Origin of the sequence: Affinirhizobium straminoryzae (assembly GCF_007004135.1) — a bacterium.
Taxonomy (GTDB): domain Bacteria; phylum Pseudomonadota; class Alphaproteobacteria; order Rhizobiales; family Rhizobiaceae; genus Neorhizobium; species Neorhizobium straminoryzae.
Genome location: NZ_VJMG01000039.1, coordinates 25815 through 43454 on the forward strand (window position 1 = coordinate 25815; position 17640 = coordinate 43454).

The following is a 17640-nucleotide window of genomic DNA, read 5'->3' on the forward strand; positions in this document are numbered from 1 at the left end:
CCAAGCATCAGGCCGCGGCTGCCGCATTGCTCAAATCCTCGCCGAAGACCTGCACCAGATGCCCGGGCGACACTTCGCGATAAGCCCGCTTCGGCACGGCATAGGACAAGGGTCTGACGGGGCTCTTGATCTCGTCATTGCTGAGGCCGCGGCGGATGCCACGCCGGCTTGGGTCGGGGATCGGCACCGCTTCCAGAAGGCGCCGCGTGTAGGGGTGCTGAGGATTTTCGAAGATCGAGCGGCGCGGCCCGATCTCGACGATCTCACCCAGATACATGACCGCGACGCGGTGGCTCATCCGCTCGACCACCGCCATGTCATGCGAGATGAACAGATAGGCAAGGCCCATGCTTTCCTGCAGGTCGAGCATCAGGTTGATGACCTGCGCCTTGATCGAGACATCGAGCGCCGACACGGCCTCGTCCGCAACGATGACCTGCGGCGCCATGGCAAGCGCCCGGGCGATACACAGGCGCTGCCGCTGGCCGCCGGAAAACTCGTGCGGGAAGCGACCGGCCATGTCCGGCTGCAGCCCGACCTTGACCATCAGGTCGGCCACCTGTTCGCGGGCGTCCTTCTTGTCCGAGGCAATATGATGGGCAAGCAGCGGCTCTGCAATCGCATCCCCCACCTCGATGCGCGGATTGAGCGACGCGAAGGGATCCTGAAAAATCATCTGGATATGGCGGCGCATGTCGCGCAGTTGCTTGCCGGAGAGATCAAGGATCTCCCTGCCCTCAAGCTTGACCGATCCGGAATTGGCATCGAGCAGGCGCATGATCGCGCGGCCCGTCGTCGATTTGCCGCAGCCGCTCTCGCCGACCAGTGCCAGTGTTTCGCCCGCCTTCAGATCGAAGGAGACGTTCTCTACCGCATGCACCCGGCCCGAAACGGCGCCCAGAAAGCCACCACCGATATCAAACCGGGCGGTGAGATCGCGGACCTCAAGCAGCGGAACCGGTTCTGCCGATACCGTATCTGCAACAGCAGGCATCTCGACAGGATCACCGCTTTCCACGTCGATCAGCGGGAACCGGACCGGGCCGGGCTCGCCAGCCATTGAACCGAGCTTCGGCACCGCGGACAGGAGTGCCCTGGTGTAGGCGCGCTGCGGATCGGCAAAAATGTCTTCCGTCGCCCCGCGCTCGATCGCTTCGCCCTTGTACATGACGATCGTGCGGTCGGCAATTTCGGCGACAACACCCATGTCGTGGGTAATGAAGAGAACGCCCATGCCCTCCTCTTCCTGCAAGAGCTTGATGAGTTCGAGGATCTGCGCCTGGATCGTCACGTCGAGCGCCGTCGTCGGCTCGTCGGCGATCAGGAGGCGCGGACGGCAGGCCAGTGCCATCGCAATCATAATGCGCTGACGCATGCCGCCGGACAGCTGATGCGGATATTCCTCCATGCGCTTTGCCGCAGACGGGATGCGAACCTTCTCCATCAGCGCGAGCGTTTCCTTGACGGCCGCCTTCAGGGACAGGCCGCGATGGGCGACAAGCACTTCGGATATCTGGTCGCTGATCGTCAGCGACGGATTGAGGCTGGTCATCGGCTCCTGAAAGATCATCGCGATGCGATTGCCCCGAATATCGCGCATCCTGCCTTCGGAAAGCTTCAGCAGGTCCTGCCCCTCCAGCCTGACCTCCCCTTCGATGCGGCAGGTCGCGGGCTGATAGAGACGCATGAGCGACATGGCCGTCACGCTTTTGCCCGACCCGCTTTCGCCAACCAGCGCCACCGTCTCTCCGGCAGCGACATCGAAGGACACGTCGCGAACAACCGGCAGCCAGACGCCCTTGCGCCGGAACGAGGTTTTCAGGCTGGACACGCGGATGACGGGCTCTGCCATATCAGCTCCTTTCGAGGTCGTCAGACGGTCGGTGGGTACATCTGCCTCAATCTGTTGCATGCCACAAATAAAAGCACCTTGCCAGTCAGGATACAGGATATATGATATATTTTGATTGCATGCGCCGACACGCCGACAGGCAGTGGTCGAGACACGAGGAGCATTTCATGAAACTTGAAGACATCCCCCGCCTCTCCCTCGGCTTTTTGCCGACACCGATCGAAAAGATGGAGCGCCTGAGCAGCGAGCTCGGCATCTTTCTCTCCGTAAAGCGCGACGATTTCACGGGCTTCGGTGGCGGCGGCAACAAGGTGCGCAAGCTCGAATATCTGATGGCGGATGCGGTTGCGCAGGGCGTGAACGTGTTGATCACCACCGGGGGACATCAGTCCAACCATGCCCGCATGACCGCGGCCGCCGCCCGCAAATTCGGCATGAAGCCGATCCTCGTCCTGCGCGGCAACCGCCCGGATCTGTATCAGGGCAATCTGCTTCTCGATCACCTGTTCGGGGCCGAGATCGATTTCCTCGATCCGGACGCCTATTTTACTGAGATCAATCCGCGCATGGATCATCATGCAGCGGAAGCCGAAGCCCGCGGCGAAAAGGCCTATATCATCCCGCTCGGCGGCGCCTCCGCGCTGGGTGCCATGGGCTATGTGAATGCCGTGAAGGAACTTGCCGAGCAATATGCCGCCACGGGCACCGCGACGCCCGATTATATCGTCGCGCCGGTCGGTTCGGGCGGCACGCTGGCCGGCCTGCATGTCGGTTGCGCCATGTTCATGCCAAAGACGGAAGTGATCGGCATCGCCGTGACCGGGAGTGCCGTTCCCTTCAGCGAGCGTATCGCCGTGATGGCCAATGCTGCAGCCGAGTTTCTCGACGATGACCGGCGCTGGACGGCGGACGAGATCCGCATCGAGAATGACTATATCGGCCCCGGCTATTCCATTCCCTCCGAGGCCGGCAATGCAGCGATCAAGCTCGCCGGCAACAAGGAAGGCGTGCTGCTTGATCCCGTTTATACCGGCAAGGCCTTCGCCGGCATCATGGGCTGCGTCGAGGCAGGGAGCATCGCCAGGGGGAGCTCGGTTCTCTTTATCCATTGCGGCGGCTCGCCCGCGCTCTATCCCTTCGCCGGTCAGCTGACCAGCGATCTCACCACCGCAACGGCAGGCTGAACCATGGTCTACCGCATTGGATGTGACGTCGGCGGCACTTTCACCGACCTTTGCCTCTTCGAAGAGGAAACCGGCAAGACCTTCTTCGTGAAGACGCCAACGACGACCGGTCATCAGGCGACGGCCGTGGTCCATGCCGCCCGCACGGCGCTTGGCATGGCTGGCATCGCCGCAAATGAGCTGTCCGGTTTTGCCCATGGCACGACCGTTGCCACCAATGCGATCCTGGAGCGGCGCGGCGCCCGTACCGCGCTTCTCATCACCCGCGGCTTTCGCGATGTCCTGGCCATCGGCCGCCAGACGCGTGCCCATCTCTACGACCAGTATGCACGCAAGCCGGAGCCGCTCGTGCCCCGCGAATTCGTCTACGAGATCCGCGAGCGGCTCGCGCCTGACGGCACAGTCACTGAAGCTCTCGACGAGGAGACGGTCCGTGACGCCATCAGCGCGATGCTCACCGCCGGCATCGAGACCGTCGCGATCTCGTTCCTGCATTCCTACGCGAATCCGGCGCACGAACGGCGTGCCGCCGAAATCGTTCACGCCATGGCGCCCGAGCTCAAAATCTCGATCTCCTCCGACGTTCTCGCAGAACCTGGCGAGTTCGAGCGCACCTCGACGACGGTCATGAACGCCTATCTGATGCCGCCCCTGAAGGACTATCTCGAGCGCATCGCCAATACGCTGGTTTCCGACGGCGTGACGGTGGAACCCGCGATCATGCAATCGGGCGGCGGCGTCATGCCGATCGAAACCGCAAGCGGCGTCAAGGCCGTTCATACTTGCCTGTCCGGTCCGGCAGCCGGGATGATCGGCGCCCGCCGCTTCGCCGAAGCCGCCGGCTACAAGAATGTCGTGACGATCGACATGGGCGGCACCAGCTTCGATGTCGGCCTGATCGAGGATGGCCAGATCCTCACCCGCTACGAGAGCGAGATCGAGGGCTTTCCGCTGCGCGTGCCGATGTTCGACATCATCACGCTCGGCGCCGGTGGCGGATCGATCGCCCATGTCGATGCCGGCGGCCTCCTGAAGGTCGGTCCGGAAAGCGCCGGCGCAAGACCAGGCCCCGCCGCCTACGGCAAGGGGGGCGAGCGCCCGACCGTGACCGACGCCAATGTCCTTCTCGGTCGCCTGCGACCGGGCCGCGAGATCGGCGGCGGGATCGTCATCGACAGGGAGAGGGCCGCAAGGGCCGTGGAAACCCACGTCGCCGGTCCGCTCGGCATCTCCGTCGAGGAGGCGGCGGTCGGCATCCTGCAGGTGGTCAACGCCGCCATGGTGCGCGGCATGCGGCGCATTACCGTGGAACGCGGGCTTGAGCCGCGGGATTTTGCCGTGATGGCCTTCGGCGGCGCCGGTCCGTTGCATGCGGTCGATCTCTGCGCCGAATTGGATGTCGAGACCGTCATCGTGCCGCCCTCGCCGGGCCTGCTCTGCGGGATCGGCCTCCTGCTTGCGCCGTGGAAGCACGACGAGACATCGATGATCTCCGGCCTGACCGATGGCATGTCCAACTCCGATATCCGCACGGCGATCGAGATACTGGTGAGCAAGATCATCGATCAGGCGAACAGGGACAGGATCGACTTCAAGTCGGTGACGCTGTCTCCCGTCCTGGAAATGCGCTATCGCGGCCAGGGGCACCAGTTGCCGATCCACTGGACCGCGGATGGGCTTGACGCTGCGGTGGAGGCGTTTCACCAGGCCCACCAGCGCAGCTTCGGTTACGCCCGGCGCGGGGAGAGCATCGAGATTTCCATGCTGCGTCTCAGTGCCAGCGCCCCACCACCATCCGACCGACTGCCGGTTCCCACCATCACCGCCAGCGACGACCCGGTGATCGCTCGCTCACCGCTGTGGTTCGAGGGCGCCATGGTCGAGGTTCCTGTCTACGATCGCGCCAAGCTCGCGATCGGAACAGAACTTCAAGGACCGCTGATCATCGAGCAGCATGACACGACGTTGATCGTCGGCGCCCAGACGCTCGTCGTCGATAGCCATGGCAATCTCATCATCAGGATGCAGAAATGAAGAACGACACCATTCTGGCCGAAGTCGTCCGCCACGGTCTGCAGGCGGTTGCGGAAGAAATGGGGGCGGCCCTGATCCGCACCGCCCATTCGATCAACATCCGCGACCGTCGCGACTTTTCCTGCGGCGTGTTCGATGCAAAGGGCCAGCTCATCGCGCAGGCCGAGCACATTCCCGTCCATCTCGGCCTGATTGCCGGCGTCGTCAGTCGCACGATCGAAAACCTCGGCGAAGACATCGCCGCCGCAACGATGGTCGTCACCAATGATCCTTGGCTCACCGGTTCGCACCTGCCCGACGTCGTCGTCATAGCGCCTGTCGATGCCGAAGACGGCCGCCGCCTTGGCTACGTCGCCAACATGGCGCATCAGGTCGACCTCGGCGGCTTCGCGCCGGGAAGCCTGGCGCTCGGCACCGTTGACATCACGCAGGAAGGCCTGCGCGTACCGCCGATGGTGCTGATGCGCAATGGAACGGTGGAGCATTCGACGCTTGCGCTGTTCAAGCTGGCGAGCCGCACGCCCGACATGGTGGCGGGTGATCTTCTGGCCCAGGCCGCCGCCAACACGACCGGTGCGCGTCGTCTCGCCGCCCTCATCGAACGCACAGGAGAGGAGCGGTTTCACACGGCCGTGACGACCTTGCTCGCGACCACCGAAAAGCGACTGGAAAACGCGTTTCGTGCCCTGGAAGGGCGCAAAGGTCAGTTTTCCGATACGCTCGAATGGCATGAGGCCGGGAAAGACGTGGACCTCACGGTCGCGGTCAATCTCACCATCACCGATGGCACCCTGCATGCCGACTTTACCGGCACGTCCGGACAGGTGGCGGGACCGGTCAACGCGCCGGTCTTCCTGACGGCAAGCTGTGTGCTTTACGTGGTCAAGGCCATGCTCGATCCCGACATCCCCTCGAATGCCGGACTGTTTCGCCGGATCGTGCTGAAGACCCCGGAACGATCGATCGTCGATGCCGCCGCGCCCTCGCCCGTCGCGCTCTGCACCTCGATCACCAGCCAGCGCATCACCGATGCCCTGATCGGCGCATTCAACCAGATCCGGCCGGACATGCCCATAGCCGCATCGACCGGCAGCATGAATGCGCTCATCCTCGGTGGAACAGATCCGGCCACCGGCCGCTCCTACTCCTACGTGGAAACCTATGCCGGCGGCCAGGGCGGCCTTACAGGCAAGGCTGGCGCCAGCGGCGTCCACTGCCACATGACCAATACCGCCAATTCACCCGTGGAACTGATCGAGCGGGCATATCCGCTGACGGTCCTCGACTACGGCTTGATCGACGGTAGCGGTGGCGCCGGCGAATTCTGCGGCGGCCTCGGTCTTCGAAGAACCATTCTGGTCAATGCGGATTCGGTTCTCACGGTTCATCTCGACCGCACACGGCACCAACCCTGGGGCGTCATGGGCGGATCGTCGGCTCGTGGATCGCGGATCCGCATTTTGGATGCGGACGGAGAACGCAGTCTGCCGGGCAAGAGTACGACCAGCGTGAAGGCAGGCACGACCATTACGATGGAAACAGCCGGCGGAGGTGGATGGGGAAACGGTAACAAACGAGTATGATGGTGCATCGCTGCCGAACCCCGGAACCTATGACACGCGATCAAAGATAAAGAGCTTACCACTTGGGGAGCCACATTTGAAGGGTGTCCGACAGAATACTTAAAGCGGAAGGTTGTGATAGTCTGGATCAGCTAATCTGTTGTTCCGATACATGCTCTTGAGCGGATTGGAACCGCCGGCCCGCCATTACGTCGGATACATGCCGGCAGATAAACAAGGCATATCAAGAATTTAGTATGGTTGGAACGTCCGGAAAGGTGCCGGGAGCGAACTGTACGATGCTAGAGTCCTGAAGGCGATAGCGGACATCCAGATATCGGGGAATGTCGTCCGAGTTCGGCCCGAAGCGGTCATCACGGGCCGAAGGGATAAGGGCAGCTTCGCGCCTTCTTTTCGGACGTTAAGGTAGATGGGCTAGCCGCCTATAAGCAGCCGGCCTGCTTGCCAAGTCCGCTTAGCGTTGATGTCCGCCATCGAGATCAATTCAGCGACAATCTCTTGACGCCGAGCCTGTTAACGCGTAATCGGCGCTTGTCGAAAATGGTGGACCGGTTTTTTGGTGAGCCCCGGTCAGCTTCTGGTTGATGCCGGAGGCCACAATCCAGCCCTCGGGCCGCGGACCACGACGGAATCCGGACGCGCTACGTCCGCTCCGTTGGCATGTCTGCAACGACACTTCTTCGGAGCATCGCAGCCGTTCTTATCCGCGTGGCTTACAGCTACCTCGACAAGGACACTACAATGCACGACACCCAGGTTATCATCATCGGCGGCAGCCTCGTTGGCCTTTCCGCCGCGACGTTCCTCGCTTGGCGCGGCGTCAAAACAATCGTCATCGAAAAGCATCGTGGAAGCGCGCTGCATCCCCGTGCAACTGGTTTCACTGAACATACGCTCGAATTCTTTCGCGCCATCGGCATCGCCGACCAAATTCCCGTTGTCGATCCAAATTTCCGGCTGCGGCGTGCAACCGTTGAGAGCCTGGTGGGGGCAGTGATAGACGAGGCTGCTTGGACGCCCTCGACAAACACAGCACCAGCCGGTCTAAAGAGGGCTCTGTCGCCCGCAGGCATGGCAGGCTTTGCGCAGGACAAGCTTGAGCCAATCCTTAGGCATCGCGCGACAGAGCTCGGAGCGGAGCTACGTCTCGGCACTGAATTGATTTCCTTTGAAGACACGGGCGAAGGCGTCGCGGCAACTGTGCGCGAGCGGGAAACCGGGCGTAAATACTCGCTGTCGGCTCCATATATGATTGCCGCCGACGGCGCGGAAAGCAAGGTGCGTGAAGCGCTCGGGATCGGACGCCGTGGCGTAGGCCACATCATGAACATCAATTCCGTGTTGTTCAATTGCCCAGCGGCCGACAAATATCTTGATCGTGGTTTCCGTCAGTTCGAGATCGACCAAGAAGACTTCAAGGCTTTCCTGACAACCTACGGCGACGGTCGTTGGGTGTTGATGTTCTACGGCGGCGACCCGAAGCCAGCCGAGGATTATGCCGATGACATTCGACGTGCTCTCGGTGCGGACCTTGATTTCGAGATTATTACCTCTGGTACCTGGGAGATGGCTGGGCGGATCGCTGACATCTATTCGAAAGGTAGGATATTCTTGGCGGGCGATGCGGCTCATCAGCTCCCACCAACGCGCGGAGGGTTCGGGGCAAATACGGGCATAGATGATGTCTGGAATCTAGCCTGGAAACTGGAAATGGTGATGGACGGCATTTCCAAGCCGTCGCTGCTGGGGAGTTATTCTCAAGAGAGGCAGCCTATCGGCTGGCTTCGCCACCAGCAGACGTTCGCACGGCAAGACTATGCCCGCTATGTGGACAATGCCTTTGCGGGCGTAAAACTTTATGGCGACGAGGCGATGGAACTCGGCCAACTCCACCGTTCGGAAATCATCATCGGGACAGATGGCAAGCTGCCTGCCGCGGCACATCCTGACGAATGGAAAGGGCAACCCGGAACGCGGGCACCCCACCTGTGGCTCGACGGAGATAAACGAAAGTCAACTATCGACATGTTCACACGTGGCTTTACCCTGATCACGGAAAGCTTCTTCTGGGCGGCGGCCGCTGAAGCAGCGCGTGCAGAAACCGGCTTTTCGTTTGAAATCGTCCGTTTCGGCGGCCAGATCCACGTCGAAGACGTCCAGTCATTCTCCGAGGCGTTCGGCACTGGTGCCGATGGCGCGGCACTCATTCGTCCGGATGGGCTTATCTGCTGGCGCACCCCGCTCTCCCCGGACATGGCGTCGGAAGATCTGTCGACTATCCTTCGGCAGGTGGCTGCCCTGGCCTAGCAAGGAAAATGGGCGTGGTAGTCCCTTCAAGAGATTCTGCTACCACGTCCGCATTTCACTCCGATATCGACTGATATATCGGCCTAGATCTCGTCGCGGAAACGGGTGGCTGGAAGGCAATTACACCGGGGCAGCCCACTTTCTGATGTATAAAAGTGTATCTGCCTCTGACCACCCCGACTTAGACCAGTTAGCAGTATGCCCGCTTCGGGCCAAACGCGGACCTCATAACCATGTGCGTGGATATCCGCTTTCGCCGTTCGGCAACCTGTCATAGGACAGTCCGCTTACGGCCCCTTCCAGCCTGCACCCTCGAAGCAGTTCGTGTCTCCTATTGGCGCAGAGGAGACGTGACGCCAACAGGGAGTCATGTCTGCTTTTGGCCATCCGAATAGATGACCTCTACGACGGAGATGAAGGCGCGAAGAGGAAGACACCTCTCGGGCCGATAATGTTGAAAAACTAATTTGCATGTTATTGTGCCTCCTCGCGGGAGGAACTGACCCATGATCCTGCTGTTTTCTATTATCGGCATCGTGACCGGCTTAGGTCTTGTGGCCGTCGCCGTTTGGTTCGGGCTTTATCCATCCATAGCCAACCGGAAGTCTTCGCTTCCTGAGCCTAGCGGTAACTCCAATGAGCCAAATTCTACGAACATCCACAGCAATTGCCGGGATGGGAAGCATGTGATTCAATCGTCGCATTGATTTGCGGAGATTGAGCGATGATGGGATGTCAGGAAGCTCCGGCGCAGCCCTCTTATGACTTCTACATTGATGATCACGTCCCCACCGAGCACCTGTTGCGCGGCATAGACCGTCAACTCGAACTCGATAGCCTTTGAGACTTCACTTGGGAGGCCGAGAACGAGCGATAAATCTGTCCGGCCGGAAACGAACCGAAGCAGTTCCATCGCACTTAAGATACGCCAAGATCGGGGATCACGGCCCTAGCCGACATTTGCGTCGATCCAGGCGCGCGTCTGCTCAAGAACCTCGTCTGATAACTGAGGATCATCGACCGACCTGGCTAGGATGACGGCTCCGACCATGGCCGCCCAGCTTCCGATCGCTGCACAGCGGGCGTCGGCTGAGCCTTGGTCTGAGAGCGCCTGTTCAATACGCGCGATCTGGGTGCGCAGCCCCTCTGCTAGGGCAGCTTTGGCTGCGGGCGTCTGGTGGCGAATGGCCGCAGCGAGGCCTGCGGTCGGACACCCATTGCCGGGATTGTCCCGGTGGCGCGGCGCCAGATAGGAGCGGACGAAGTCGCTGAAGGTGCCGTCTTCGAAACTGTCTGCCGCAAGCGCATGCGCCAACGCCTGGGCGACCAGATCGTCCTTTGAGGTGAAGTGGCCATAAAAGCCGCCATGGGTCATGCCAGCTGCCTTCATGACCTCCGCGACACTGACCGCATCGAATCCCTTATCCTTAAACAACCGGCTCGCGACGTCCAGGATCCGGCGCCGGTTCTCCGCCATCTGTTCTCGGCTGACTTTCATTTTCAAAATTCTCCGAGCTGGCCATTGACATTTACATGATGGCCATCATATTTAGATTCAATCATGATGATTGTCATGAATATAGGATCAACCTTAGAAAAGAGCAATCCAAAATGAGTGAGATTCCCGCAGTCCTGATCACCGGCGCCTCAACGGGCATTGGCGCAACCTATGCCGATCGCTTTGCGCGTCGCGGCCATGATCTCGTGCTGGTCGCTCGAGACGTGGTGCGCATGGAGGCGCTTGCGAACCGTCTGCGCCAGGAAACCGGCGTCGCCATCGACATCCTCCCGGCCGATCTCACCAAGGCTGAGGATTTGGCCAAGGTCGAGACCAGGCTGCGTGACGACACCCGCATCGGCATTCTCGTCAACAATGCCGGAACTGCGATCGGCAAAAGCTTTGTCGAGCAGAGCGTCGACGACATGACCCGGCTTATTGCGCTCAATGCCACCGCACTCGTCCGCCTTTCCAGCGCTATTGCGCCCCGTCTTGCCAATGCACGCGAAGGCGCGATCATCAACATCGGTTCGGTCGTCGGACTTGCTCCGGAATTCGGCATGACCGTTTATGGCGCGACCAAGGCCTTTGTGCTGTTCCTGTCACAGGGTCTCGCCCACGAGCTCGGGTCCAAGGGCGTCTATATCCAGGCGGTCCTTCCCGCCACGACCCGCACCGAGATCTGGGATCACGTCGGCGCCGACGTGAACGCCATGAGCAATGTCATGGAAGTGGGCGATCTGGTGGATGCCGCTCTCGTCGGCTTAGACCGCCGCGAACCGGTGACGATCCCGCCGCTGCACGACGGCGGCCAGTGGGACAGGGTCGATGGCGCGCGCAAGTCCATGCTCGGCAATCTCGTCAATGCACTTCCCGCTGAACGCTATCGCACGACAGCTTGAGCTTTCCGACATCAATGAATCCACTCCGATAAATAGAAGTTTCGCAGGTATATCATGACCAAAACCAAGCTTTTCGAGCCATACACTCTCGGCTCTGTTACTCTTTCAAACCGGGTGGTTATGGCGCCCCTCACGCGCAACCGAGCGGGTGCGGGCCTCGTGCCGAGCGAACTTGCTGCTGAGTATTATGGCCAGCGCGCGAGCGCTGGACTCATCATCACCGAAGCTACACAAGTTTCCAGGCAGGCACAGGGCTACCAGGATACGCCCGGGCTCTACACACCGGAGCAGATTGCAGGCTGGAAGAGGGTGACAGACGCGGTTCATGCCAAGGGTGGACGGATATTCGTTCAGCTCTGGCATGTTGGTCGCATCAGCCATGTCGATCTACTTGGCGGTGATGCACCGGTCGCACCCTCAGCGATCCGTGCGGCAACCAAGACGTTTGTGAACAACGGTTTCGCTGATGTGTCCGAGCCGCGTGCCCTTGAGCTTGATGAGCTTCCGGGCATCGTCGACGACTTCCGCAAGGCTGCCGCCAATGCCATCAAGGCTGGTTTCGATGGTGTCGAGGTTCATGGCGCCAACGGTTATCTGCTAGAGCAGTTCGCAAAGGACGGTGCCAATGTCCGCACTGATGCCTATGGCGGATCCGTGGAAAACCGCGCGCGCCTGATGCTTGAAGTGACCGCTGCGGTGGCGCAGGAAATCGGGCCGGAGCGCACCGGGATCCGGATTTCGCCGGTCTCGCCTGCCAATGGGATTTCCAGCAGCGATCCCCAGACGCAGTACGACTATATCGTCGACCAGCTTGATGCGCTCGGAATCGCCTATATCCATCTCGTCGAAGGCGCCACCGGCGGACCGCGCGATGTCGCTCCGTTTGATTATGGCTCGCTGCGCAAGCGGTTTAGCAAGACGTATATCGCCAACAACGGCTATGATCTCGAACTTGCGACCCAGCAGCTTGCCGACGGCAAGGGGGACCTGTTTGCCTTTGGCAAACCGTTCATCGCCAATCCCGATCTGGTAGAACGTCTGCAACTCGGCGCACCTCTGAACCAGATTGATCCTGCCACGATCTATGGTGGTGGCGCTGTGGGTTATACCGACTATCCGCGATTTGCCGACACAACCTCCGACAATTGAGCCATCACGAGGGCCGCGCCTTTGCACGGCCCTATCATGCCGATCGCCACCAATTCCTGACAACTTCACAAGGCTGTGCGGACTGATGTCGCAAGCCAGATCGAGAACACAGCCATGGCAACCTTCGCATCAAAAGGACAGAAGACCGCATTTGTCACCGGTGCCTCAAGCGGCATCGGCAAAGCGGCAGCATTGGCGCTCAGCCGGGCGGGTTACCGGGTGATCGGCACGAGCCGCAAGGCGGCACCCGGCGAGATTAGCGACGGCATACGCATGATCGCTTGCGACGTGACCTCGAACGCTTCCGTTGCTGCCGCGGTGGCGCTGGTCCATGCAGAACTGGGCCGCATCGATCTCCTGGTTAACAATGCCGGCTACGCAGTATCAGGGGCTGCGGAGGAAAGCTCGATCGAGCAGGTTCGTGCGCTGTTTGACACCAATTTCCTGGGCGTGGTGCGGGTGACGAATGCGGTTCTTCCGATGATGCGACAGCAGGGCTATGGACGGATCCTGAATATCGGCTCGGTCGTCGGGCTCATTCCTGGTCCCTTCGGCGCTTACTACACGGCGAGCAAGCATGCGATCGAGGGCTATTCTGAATCCCTGGACCATGAAGTGCGGCCGTTCGGCATCCGGGTTGCGGTCATCGAGCCATGGGCCACCAAGACATCCATCGAAGCCAACTCACCACAAGGCGATCGTCCTGTCGCTGCATACAGCCAGACATTCGCCCGCTACCAGGCCGCGTTCGCTGCAGCGATGGCGGGCGGTGACACGGCGGAGGATGTCGCGGTGACCATCCTTACAGCAGCCCAAGCTCGGAAGCCGCGTCTGCGCTACCCCTCGGGCAAAGATGCCCGACAGACCGCGTTTGCCCGCCGTTTCCTCCCTCGTGCGCTGTTTGATCGCATTTTGCGCAAGCAGTTCAACATCGCCTGAAACCTTGTTCTCACTCCATCGCCCCAAGTGCGGGCAACGAGTAGACCCATCATGACGGACGCATCCATGACGACCGCATCGACACATTGCTACCGCTACTCTCCCAACCTGTTCGTCACCGTGGGCGATATACGCTTTGCCTATCGCGAGCTTGGTCCGCGCGGTGGTGTGCCACTGGTTCTGCTCAATCATTGGGGTGCGGTACTGGACAATTTCGACCCGCGGATTGTCGACGGACTTGCTGTCTGCCATCACATCATCGCGCTGGACTATCGGGGCATCGGCCTTTCCGGCGGAGCGGCTCCCCTGACCATCGATGAGATGGCCCGCGATGTCATCGCCGTCGTCGGTAAACTCGGCTTCTCTACGGTTGATCTCATGGGCTTTTCGCTGGGTGGTTTCGTTGCCCAGGATATTGCGCTGAAAGCACCAGCTCTGGTGCGCAAGCTAATCCTAACGGGAACGGGTCCTGCGGGTGGATCCGGTATTGAACGGGTCGGAGCCGTTTCCTGGCCCCTGATGCTCAAGGGCATGCTCACGTTGCGCGACCCGAAGACCTACCTGTTCTTCACCTCAACCGCCAATGGCCGTCGAGCAGCGAAGGACTTTCTTGACCGGTTGAAAGAGCGCACACTCGATCGGGACATGGGCCCGACACCTCGTGCCTTCCTGCGACAGCTTGCAGCGATCAAGGACTGGGGACGTCAGACACAGCAGGATCTGGAGCGCATACGCATTCCAGTTCTCGTGGTCAACGGCGACCATGATATCATGGTGCCGACGTCCAACAGCCGCGATTTGGTGCGACGCCTCCCGAATGCAGAACTCGTAATTTACCCAGATGCCGGCCATGGCGGCATATTCCAATACCATGCTGAGTTCGTTCCGAAAGCTCTGGCTTTCCTGGCCGCCTGACCCTGAACATAGTTCACACCGGAGACAACCTGTGAAAGCCTTCGTCGTCGACAAATACAAGAAAAAGGCCCCGCTACGGCTGGCCGACATGCCTGATCCGGTCATCGGCGCCAATGATGTCCTGGTTAGTATCCAGGCCACCGCGATGAACCTTCTGGATTCCAAGGTGCGCAACGGCGAGTTCAAGCTGTTCCTGCCCTATCGTCCACCTTTCATTCTCGGCCACGATCTGGCTGGAACAGTTATCCGCGTTGGTGCCAATGTTCGACAGTTCAAGGCAGGCGATGAGGTGTTTGCTCGCCCGCGTGACGGCCGGGCCGGTACCTTTGCAGACATGATTGCGGTCGACGCCGCAGACCTCGCGCTGAAGCCGACAAGCCTCTCCATGGAGCAGGCTGCCTCGATTCCCCTCGTCGGGTTGACCGCCTGGCAGGCGCTCGTCGAGGTCGGCAATGTCAAGCCTGGCCAGAAGGTGTTCATTCAGGCAGGTTCTGGTGGCGTCGGAACATTTGCAATCCAGCTTGCCAAACATCTCGGCGCGACAGTTGCTACCACGACCAGTACGGCGAATATCGAGCTTGTGAAAGGCCTCGGCGCTGATGTGGTGATCGACTACAAAAAGCAGGACTTCGAGCAGGTACTGTCCGGTTACGACCTGGTGCTGAACAGCCAGGATGCCAAGACGCTGGCCAAGTCGGTGAACGTCCTGAAACCGGGCGGAAAGCTGATCTCGATCTCCGGCCCGCCGGACGTTCCCTTCGCCAGGTCGCTGAAAATGAACCTCTTCTTCCCTTTCATCATGCACATGCTCAGCCGCAGCATCATGAAGAAGGCAAAGAGCCGGGGCGTCGACTATTCCTTCTTGTTCATGCGCGCGGACGGACAGCAACTGGGCGAGATTGCCAAACTGATCGACGCCAGCGTGATCCGTCCGGTTGTGGACAAAGTGTTTCCTTTCGCGCAGACGGCGGATGCCTTGGCCTATGTCGAAACCGGGCGCGCCAAGGGAAAGATTGTCGTTGCCGTCTCGGAGTGAACGCCTAACGAGAGGCTTTACCTCGCGCGCGTGGTCCTGACCGCCTATCATCTTGCCCGAGACGCTCCATACGGACACATCTACAAAATCTGGGCGACAAAGCCAGGACGGTTCACGCAGAGCCCGCGCATGATGAAACGCCCCAACCAAACACCGAGTATCGGCCAATCAGGCGCTGTAACCGCCGTCAACATTGAGGATCGTCCCACTTATGAATGAAGCGCTGGGACTTGCCAGGAAATTGATTGCAGCGGCGGCCTCTTCCGCAGTTCCCAGGCGCTTCATCGCATTAGCTTCCATCTCTGCTTCGCGTCGAGCGAGCGGGGCGCTCGCGAAAATAGCATCTACTGCACCAAGCTGAACGACATTGACGGTTATTCCTCGCGAGCCAAGATCGTGTGCGGCCCCCTTGCAAAAGCCCACCATCGCGGCGCGCGTAGCGGCATAATCGGCTAGGCCGGGCGTCCCAACTCGGTCGGCCACGCTGGAGCCGACTACAATGACGCGGCCATGGTCATTCATGCCCTTTATAGACGTACGAACGACTGCAATTGCGGCCCTGACATTGATTGCAACTTGCATATCGAGAGCATCCTCGTCCAGATCGGGATCGTCTATCTGCCATTCAAGCCGTCGATCGTAATTCACCACGAGGATATCAAGGTCTTATGCTTTGATGTTTTCATTTCTGAGGGCCTTGATGCATTGTTGAGGCAAATATACCGCTCCGCTGCCAGGCGCTTCAGATGGCAAATTGGACATCCTTCATGCAAAACTCGCCAACCGACATCTCAACTCGTAGGTTGAATATTGCTGTGATCGCCGTGGAGGGGAGCCTGCTGTCCGCCATCGCAGGACTTGCAGATCTGTTCTGGATCACCAACCAGGCACTGCGGGCGCCGCCGTCGGGATCTACCGAGGGCTTGCCCAATCACACCCAGATATTCTTTAGCACGACGATCGTCAGCGCTGACGGGAAGTCGCCTCGTGCCGCTCAAGGGCGCAGTATCCCCGTAGACTGTTCGTTCGACGAACTCGGTCCATGCGATATCGCGCTTGTCACCGGCATGGCATTGGGGCCCGATCATCTTCCGCCCGTATCCAATTCGATCGAGAAGGCGGCGGAATGGCTTCGGACCAGACATAAGCAGGGCACCGTCGTTGGTGGAGCCTGCGCAGGAACATTCATCGTCGGCGAAGCCGGACTTCTTGATGGTCGACGCTGCACGACGACGTGGTGGCTACATCACGCGTTCAAGCGGCGTTTCCCAAAAGCGCGACCGGTGTGGGGCACGGCAGTCGAGGAGCAGGACCGCGTGATCACGACGGGCGGACCGCTATCGTGGATCGACCTGGCGCTGCACGTTATCAAGCGTACTGCCGGCCCGGAGATCGCCAAGCTTGCGGCTGATGTGTCGGTCGCTGATACCTTGCCGATGCCGCAGATGATCTATGCGCCGCGCGGTTACGTCAATGCAGCCGACCCTTTGCTGCTGCAGGCGGAAGAGATCATACGTCATGCAGGTCCGGGAATGACGGCAGAAGCACTTGCCGGCGCACTGAACCTCAGCGAACGGACACTGCACCGGCGGCTGAAGGACCTCACCAACGAGTCGCCAAAAGGCTTCATGACGCGGGTCAGGATCGAGATGGCCTGCGTGCTTCTCGAAACGCCAGGAGCAAGCGTCAAACAGGTGGCGCAGCAGTGTGGGTATGGCGATGAGACGGCCTTCCGGCGCGCCTTTATCCAGTTGACCGGCATGACGCCGGCGGACTATCGGCGCTGGGCGGTGGGGCGACGTTTGCGAACAGAGCAACGTGAGTTTGAATAGAGGGCGCAGGCTTCAAAGAGGAAAGCGCCCGGACAACTTCAAGTCAGCGGCGGCGCACTTTCTCCGTAGCGACCTTGCATTCGAACGCATCTGCGAGTGTGTGTTTGATCGCATGCAGGGAATATGAGGTAGCTTCGGATTTAGGTCCGATTTTGGAAGGCTGAAAACACAAATTTCATGAGCGAATTGAAGGCGCAAAGAGGTCATTGTGTGGGCCGCGAGTCACTCATCAAAATCGTGTTGCCAGCATCTTGCTCTTCATGAGGTTCGAACCGGCAAGCTTAGGCTTGCGATCTGGAAATCATTGAGAATTTAATCCTCTCAAGCTGCAGTGCCTCAAGATGAAGGGCGTTCAGATCCTAAAATTCGTCAGCCGATGCAGGTGAACCGTGAATAGCCCCGAGTTTCG

At 60.1% G+C, this 17640-nt stretch carries 14 protein-coding genes; 11 read left to right on the top strand and 3 right to left on the bottom strand.

Translation table 11 applies throughout. The annotated features are described in order from the left end of the window. Positions 1-7 precede the first annotated feature (7 nt). A complete protein-coding gene (locus FNA46_RS14720) occupies positions 8-1852 on the bottom strand; it encodes an ABC transporter ATP-binding protein (RefSeq protein ID WP_143125971.1) in 1845 nt (614 codons plus the stop codon). 167 nt (positions 1853-2019) lie between these two features. Between FNA46_RS14720 and FNA46_RS14725 the strand changes: the two genes are divergently transcribed. From FNA46_RS14725 to FNA46_RS14745, 5 genes are all read left to right on the top strand, one after another. After that, on the top strand, positions 2020-3036 hold the full coding sequence (locus FNA46_RS14725; protein ID WP_143125972.1) for a 1-aminocyclopropane-1-carboxylate deaminase/D-cysteine desulfhydrase: 1017 nt from the start codon (positions 2020-2022) through the stop codon (positions 3034-3036). A gap of 3 nt (positions 3037-3039) precedes the next feature. After that, the gene (locus FNA46_RS14730; RefSeq protein ID WP_143125973.1) at positions 3040-5070 is read left to right on the top strand and encodes a hydantoinase/oxoprolinase family protein; all 2031 of its coding nucleotides are present in this window, start codon (positions 3040-3042) and stop codon (positions 5068-5070) included. Continuing rightward, positions 5067-6653 (top strand): hydantoinase B/oxoprolinase family protein, encoded by a 1587-nt coding sequence (locus FNA46_RS14735; RefSeq protein ID WP_143125974.1) that lies wholly within the window; start codon positions 5067-5069, stop codon positions 6651-6653. Before FNA46_RS14730 ends, FNA46_RS14735 begins: the two co-directional genes overlap by 4 nt. A gap of 741 nt (positions 6654-7394) precedes the next feature. Continuing rightward, a complete protein-coding gene (locus FNA46_RS14740) occupies positions 7395-8960 on the top strand; it encodes an FAD-dependent monooxygenase (RefSeq protein WP_143125975.1) in 1566 nt (521 codons plus the stop codon). Positions 8961-9466: 506 nt separating this feature from the next. Then, the gene (locus FNA46_RS14745) at positions 9467-9667 is read left to right on the top strand and encodes a hypothetical protein (RefSeq protein ID WP_143125976.1); all 201 of its coding nucleotides are present in this window, start codon (positions 9467-9469) and stop codon (positions 9665-9667) included. 242 nt (positions 9668-9909) lie between these two features. Here the strand turns inward: FNA46_RS14745 and FNA46_RS14750 are convergent, their stop codons facing one another. Continuing rightward, on the bottom strand, positions 9910-10458 hold the full coding sequence (locus FNA46_RS14750) for a TetR/AcrR family transcriptional regulator (protein WP_143125977.1): 549 nt from the start codon (positions 10456-10458) through the stop codon (positions 9910-9912). Between the two features lie 113 nt (positions 10459-10571). Here FNA46_RS14750 and FNA46_RS14755 point away from each other — a divergent pair, with 113 nt between their 5' ends. The 5 genes from FNA46_RS14755 to FNA46_RS14775 all read left to right on the top strand — a co-directional run bounded on the left by FNA46_RS14755 (position 10572) and on the right by FNA46_RS14775 (position 15399). After that, the gene (locus FNA46_RS14755; RefSeq protein ID WP_143125978.1) at positions 10572-11360 is read left to right on the top strand and encodes an SDR family NAD(P)-dependent oxidoreductase; all 789 of its coding nucleotides are present in this window, start codon (positions 10572-10574) and stop codon (positions 11358-11360) included. A gap of 54 nt (positions 11361-11414) precedes the next feature. Beyond that, positions 11415-12509, top strand: a complete 1095-nt coding sequence (locus FNA46_RS14760; RefSeq protein ID WP_143125979.1) for an alkene reductase — start codon at positions 11415-11417, stop codon at positions 12507-12509. A gap of 114 nt (positions 12510-12623) precedes the next feature. Further along, positions 12624-13448, top strand: a complete 825-nt coding sequence (locus FNA46_RS14765; protein ID WP_143125980.1) for an oxidoreductase — start codon at positions 12624-12626, stop codon at positions 13446-13448. 66 nt (positions 13449-13514) lie between these two features. After that, complete coding sequence (locus tag FNA46_RS14770) at positions 13515-14363, top strand: alpha/beta fold hydrolase (RefSeq protein WP_425468762.1); 849 nt, start codon at positions 13515-13517, stop codon at positions 14361-14363. Positions 14364-14394: 31 nt separating this feature from the next. Beyond that, entirely contained in the window at positions 14395-15399 is a 1005-nt protein-coding gene (locus tag FNA46_RS14775; protein WP_143125982.1) for an NADP-dependent oxidoreductase, read from the top strand. 168 nt (positions 15400-15567) lie between these two features. Here FNA46_RS14775 and FNA46_RS14780 read toward each other — a convergent pair whose 3' ends face one another. After that, positions 15568-16050, bottom strand: a complete 483-nt coding sequence (locus tag FNA46_RS14780) for an SDR family NAD(P)-dependent oxidoreductase (protein ID WP_246103104.1) — start codon at positions 16048-16050, stop codon at positions 15568-15570. A gap of 116 nt (positions 16051-16166) precedes the next feature. Here FNA46_RS14780 and FNA46_RS14785 point away from each other — a divergent pair, with 116 nt between their 5' ends. Then, positions 16167-17231: a GlxA family transcriptional regulator gene (locus FNA46_RS14785; protein ID WP_210245886.1), complete on the top strand. Its 1065-nt coding sequence runs from the start codon at positions 16167-16169 to the stop codon at positions 17229-17231. The last annotated feature ends 409 nt before the right edge of the window (positions 17232-17640 follow it).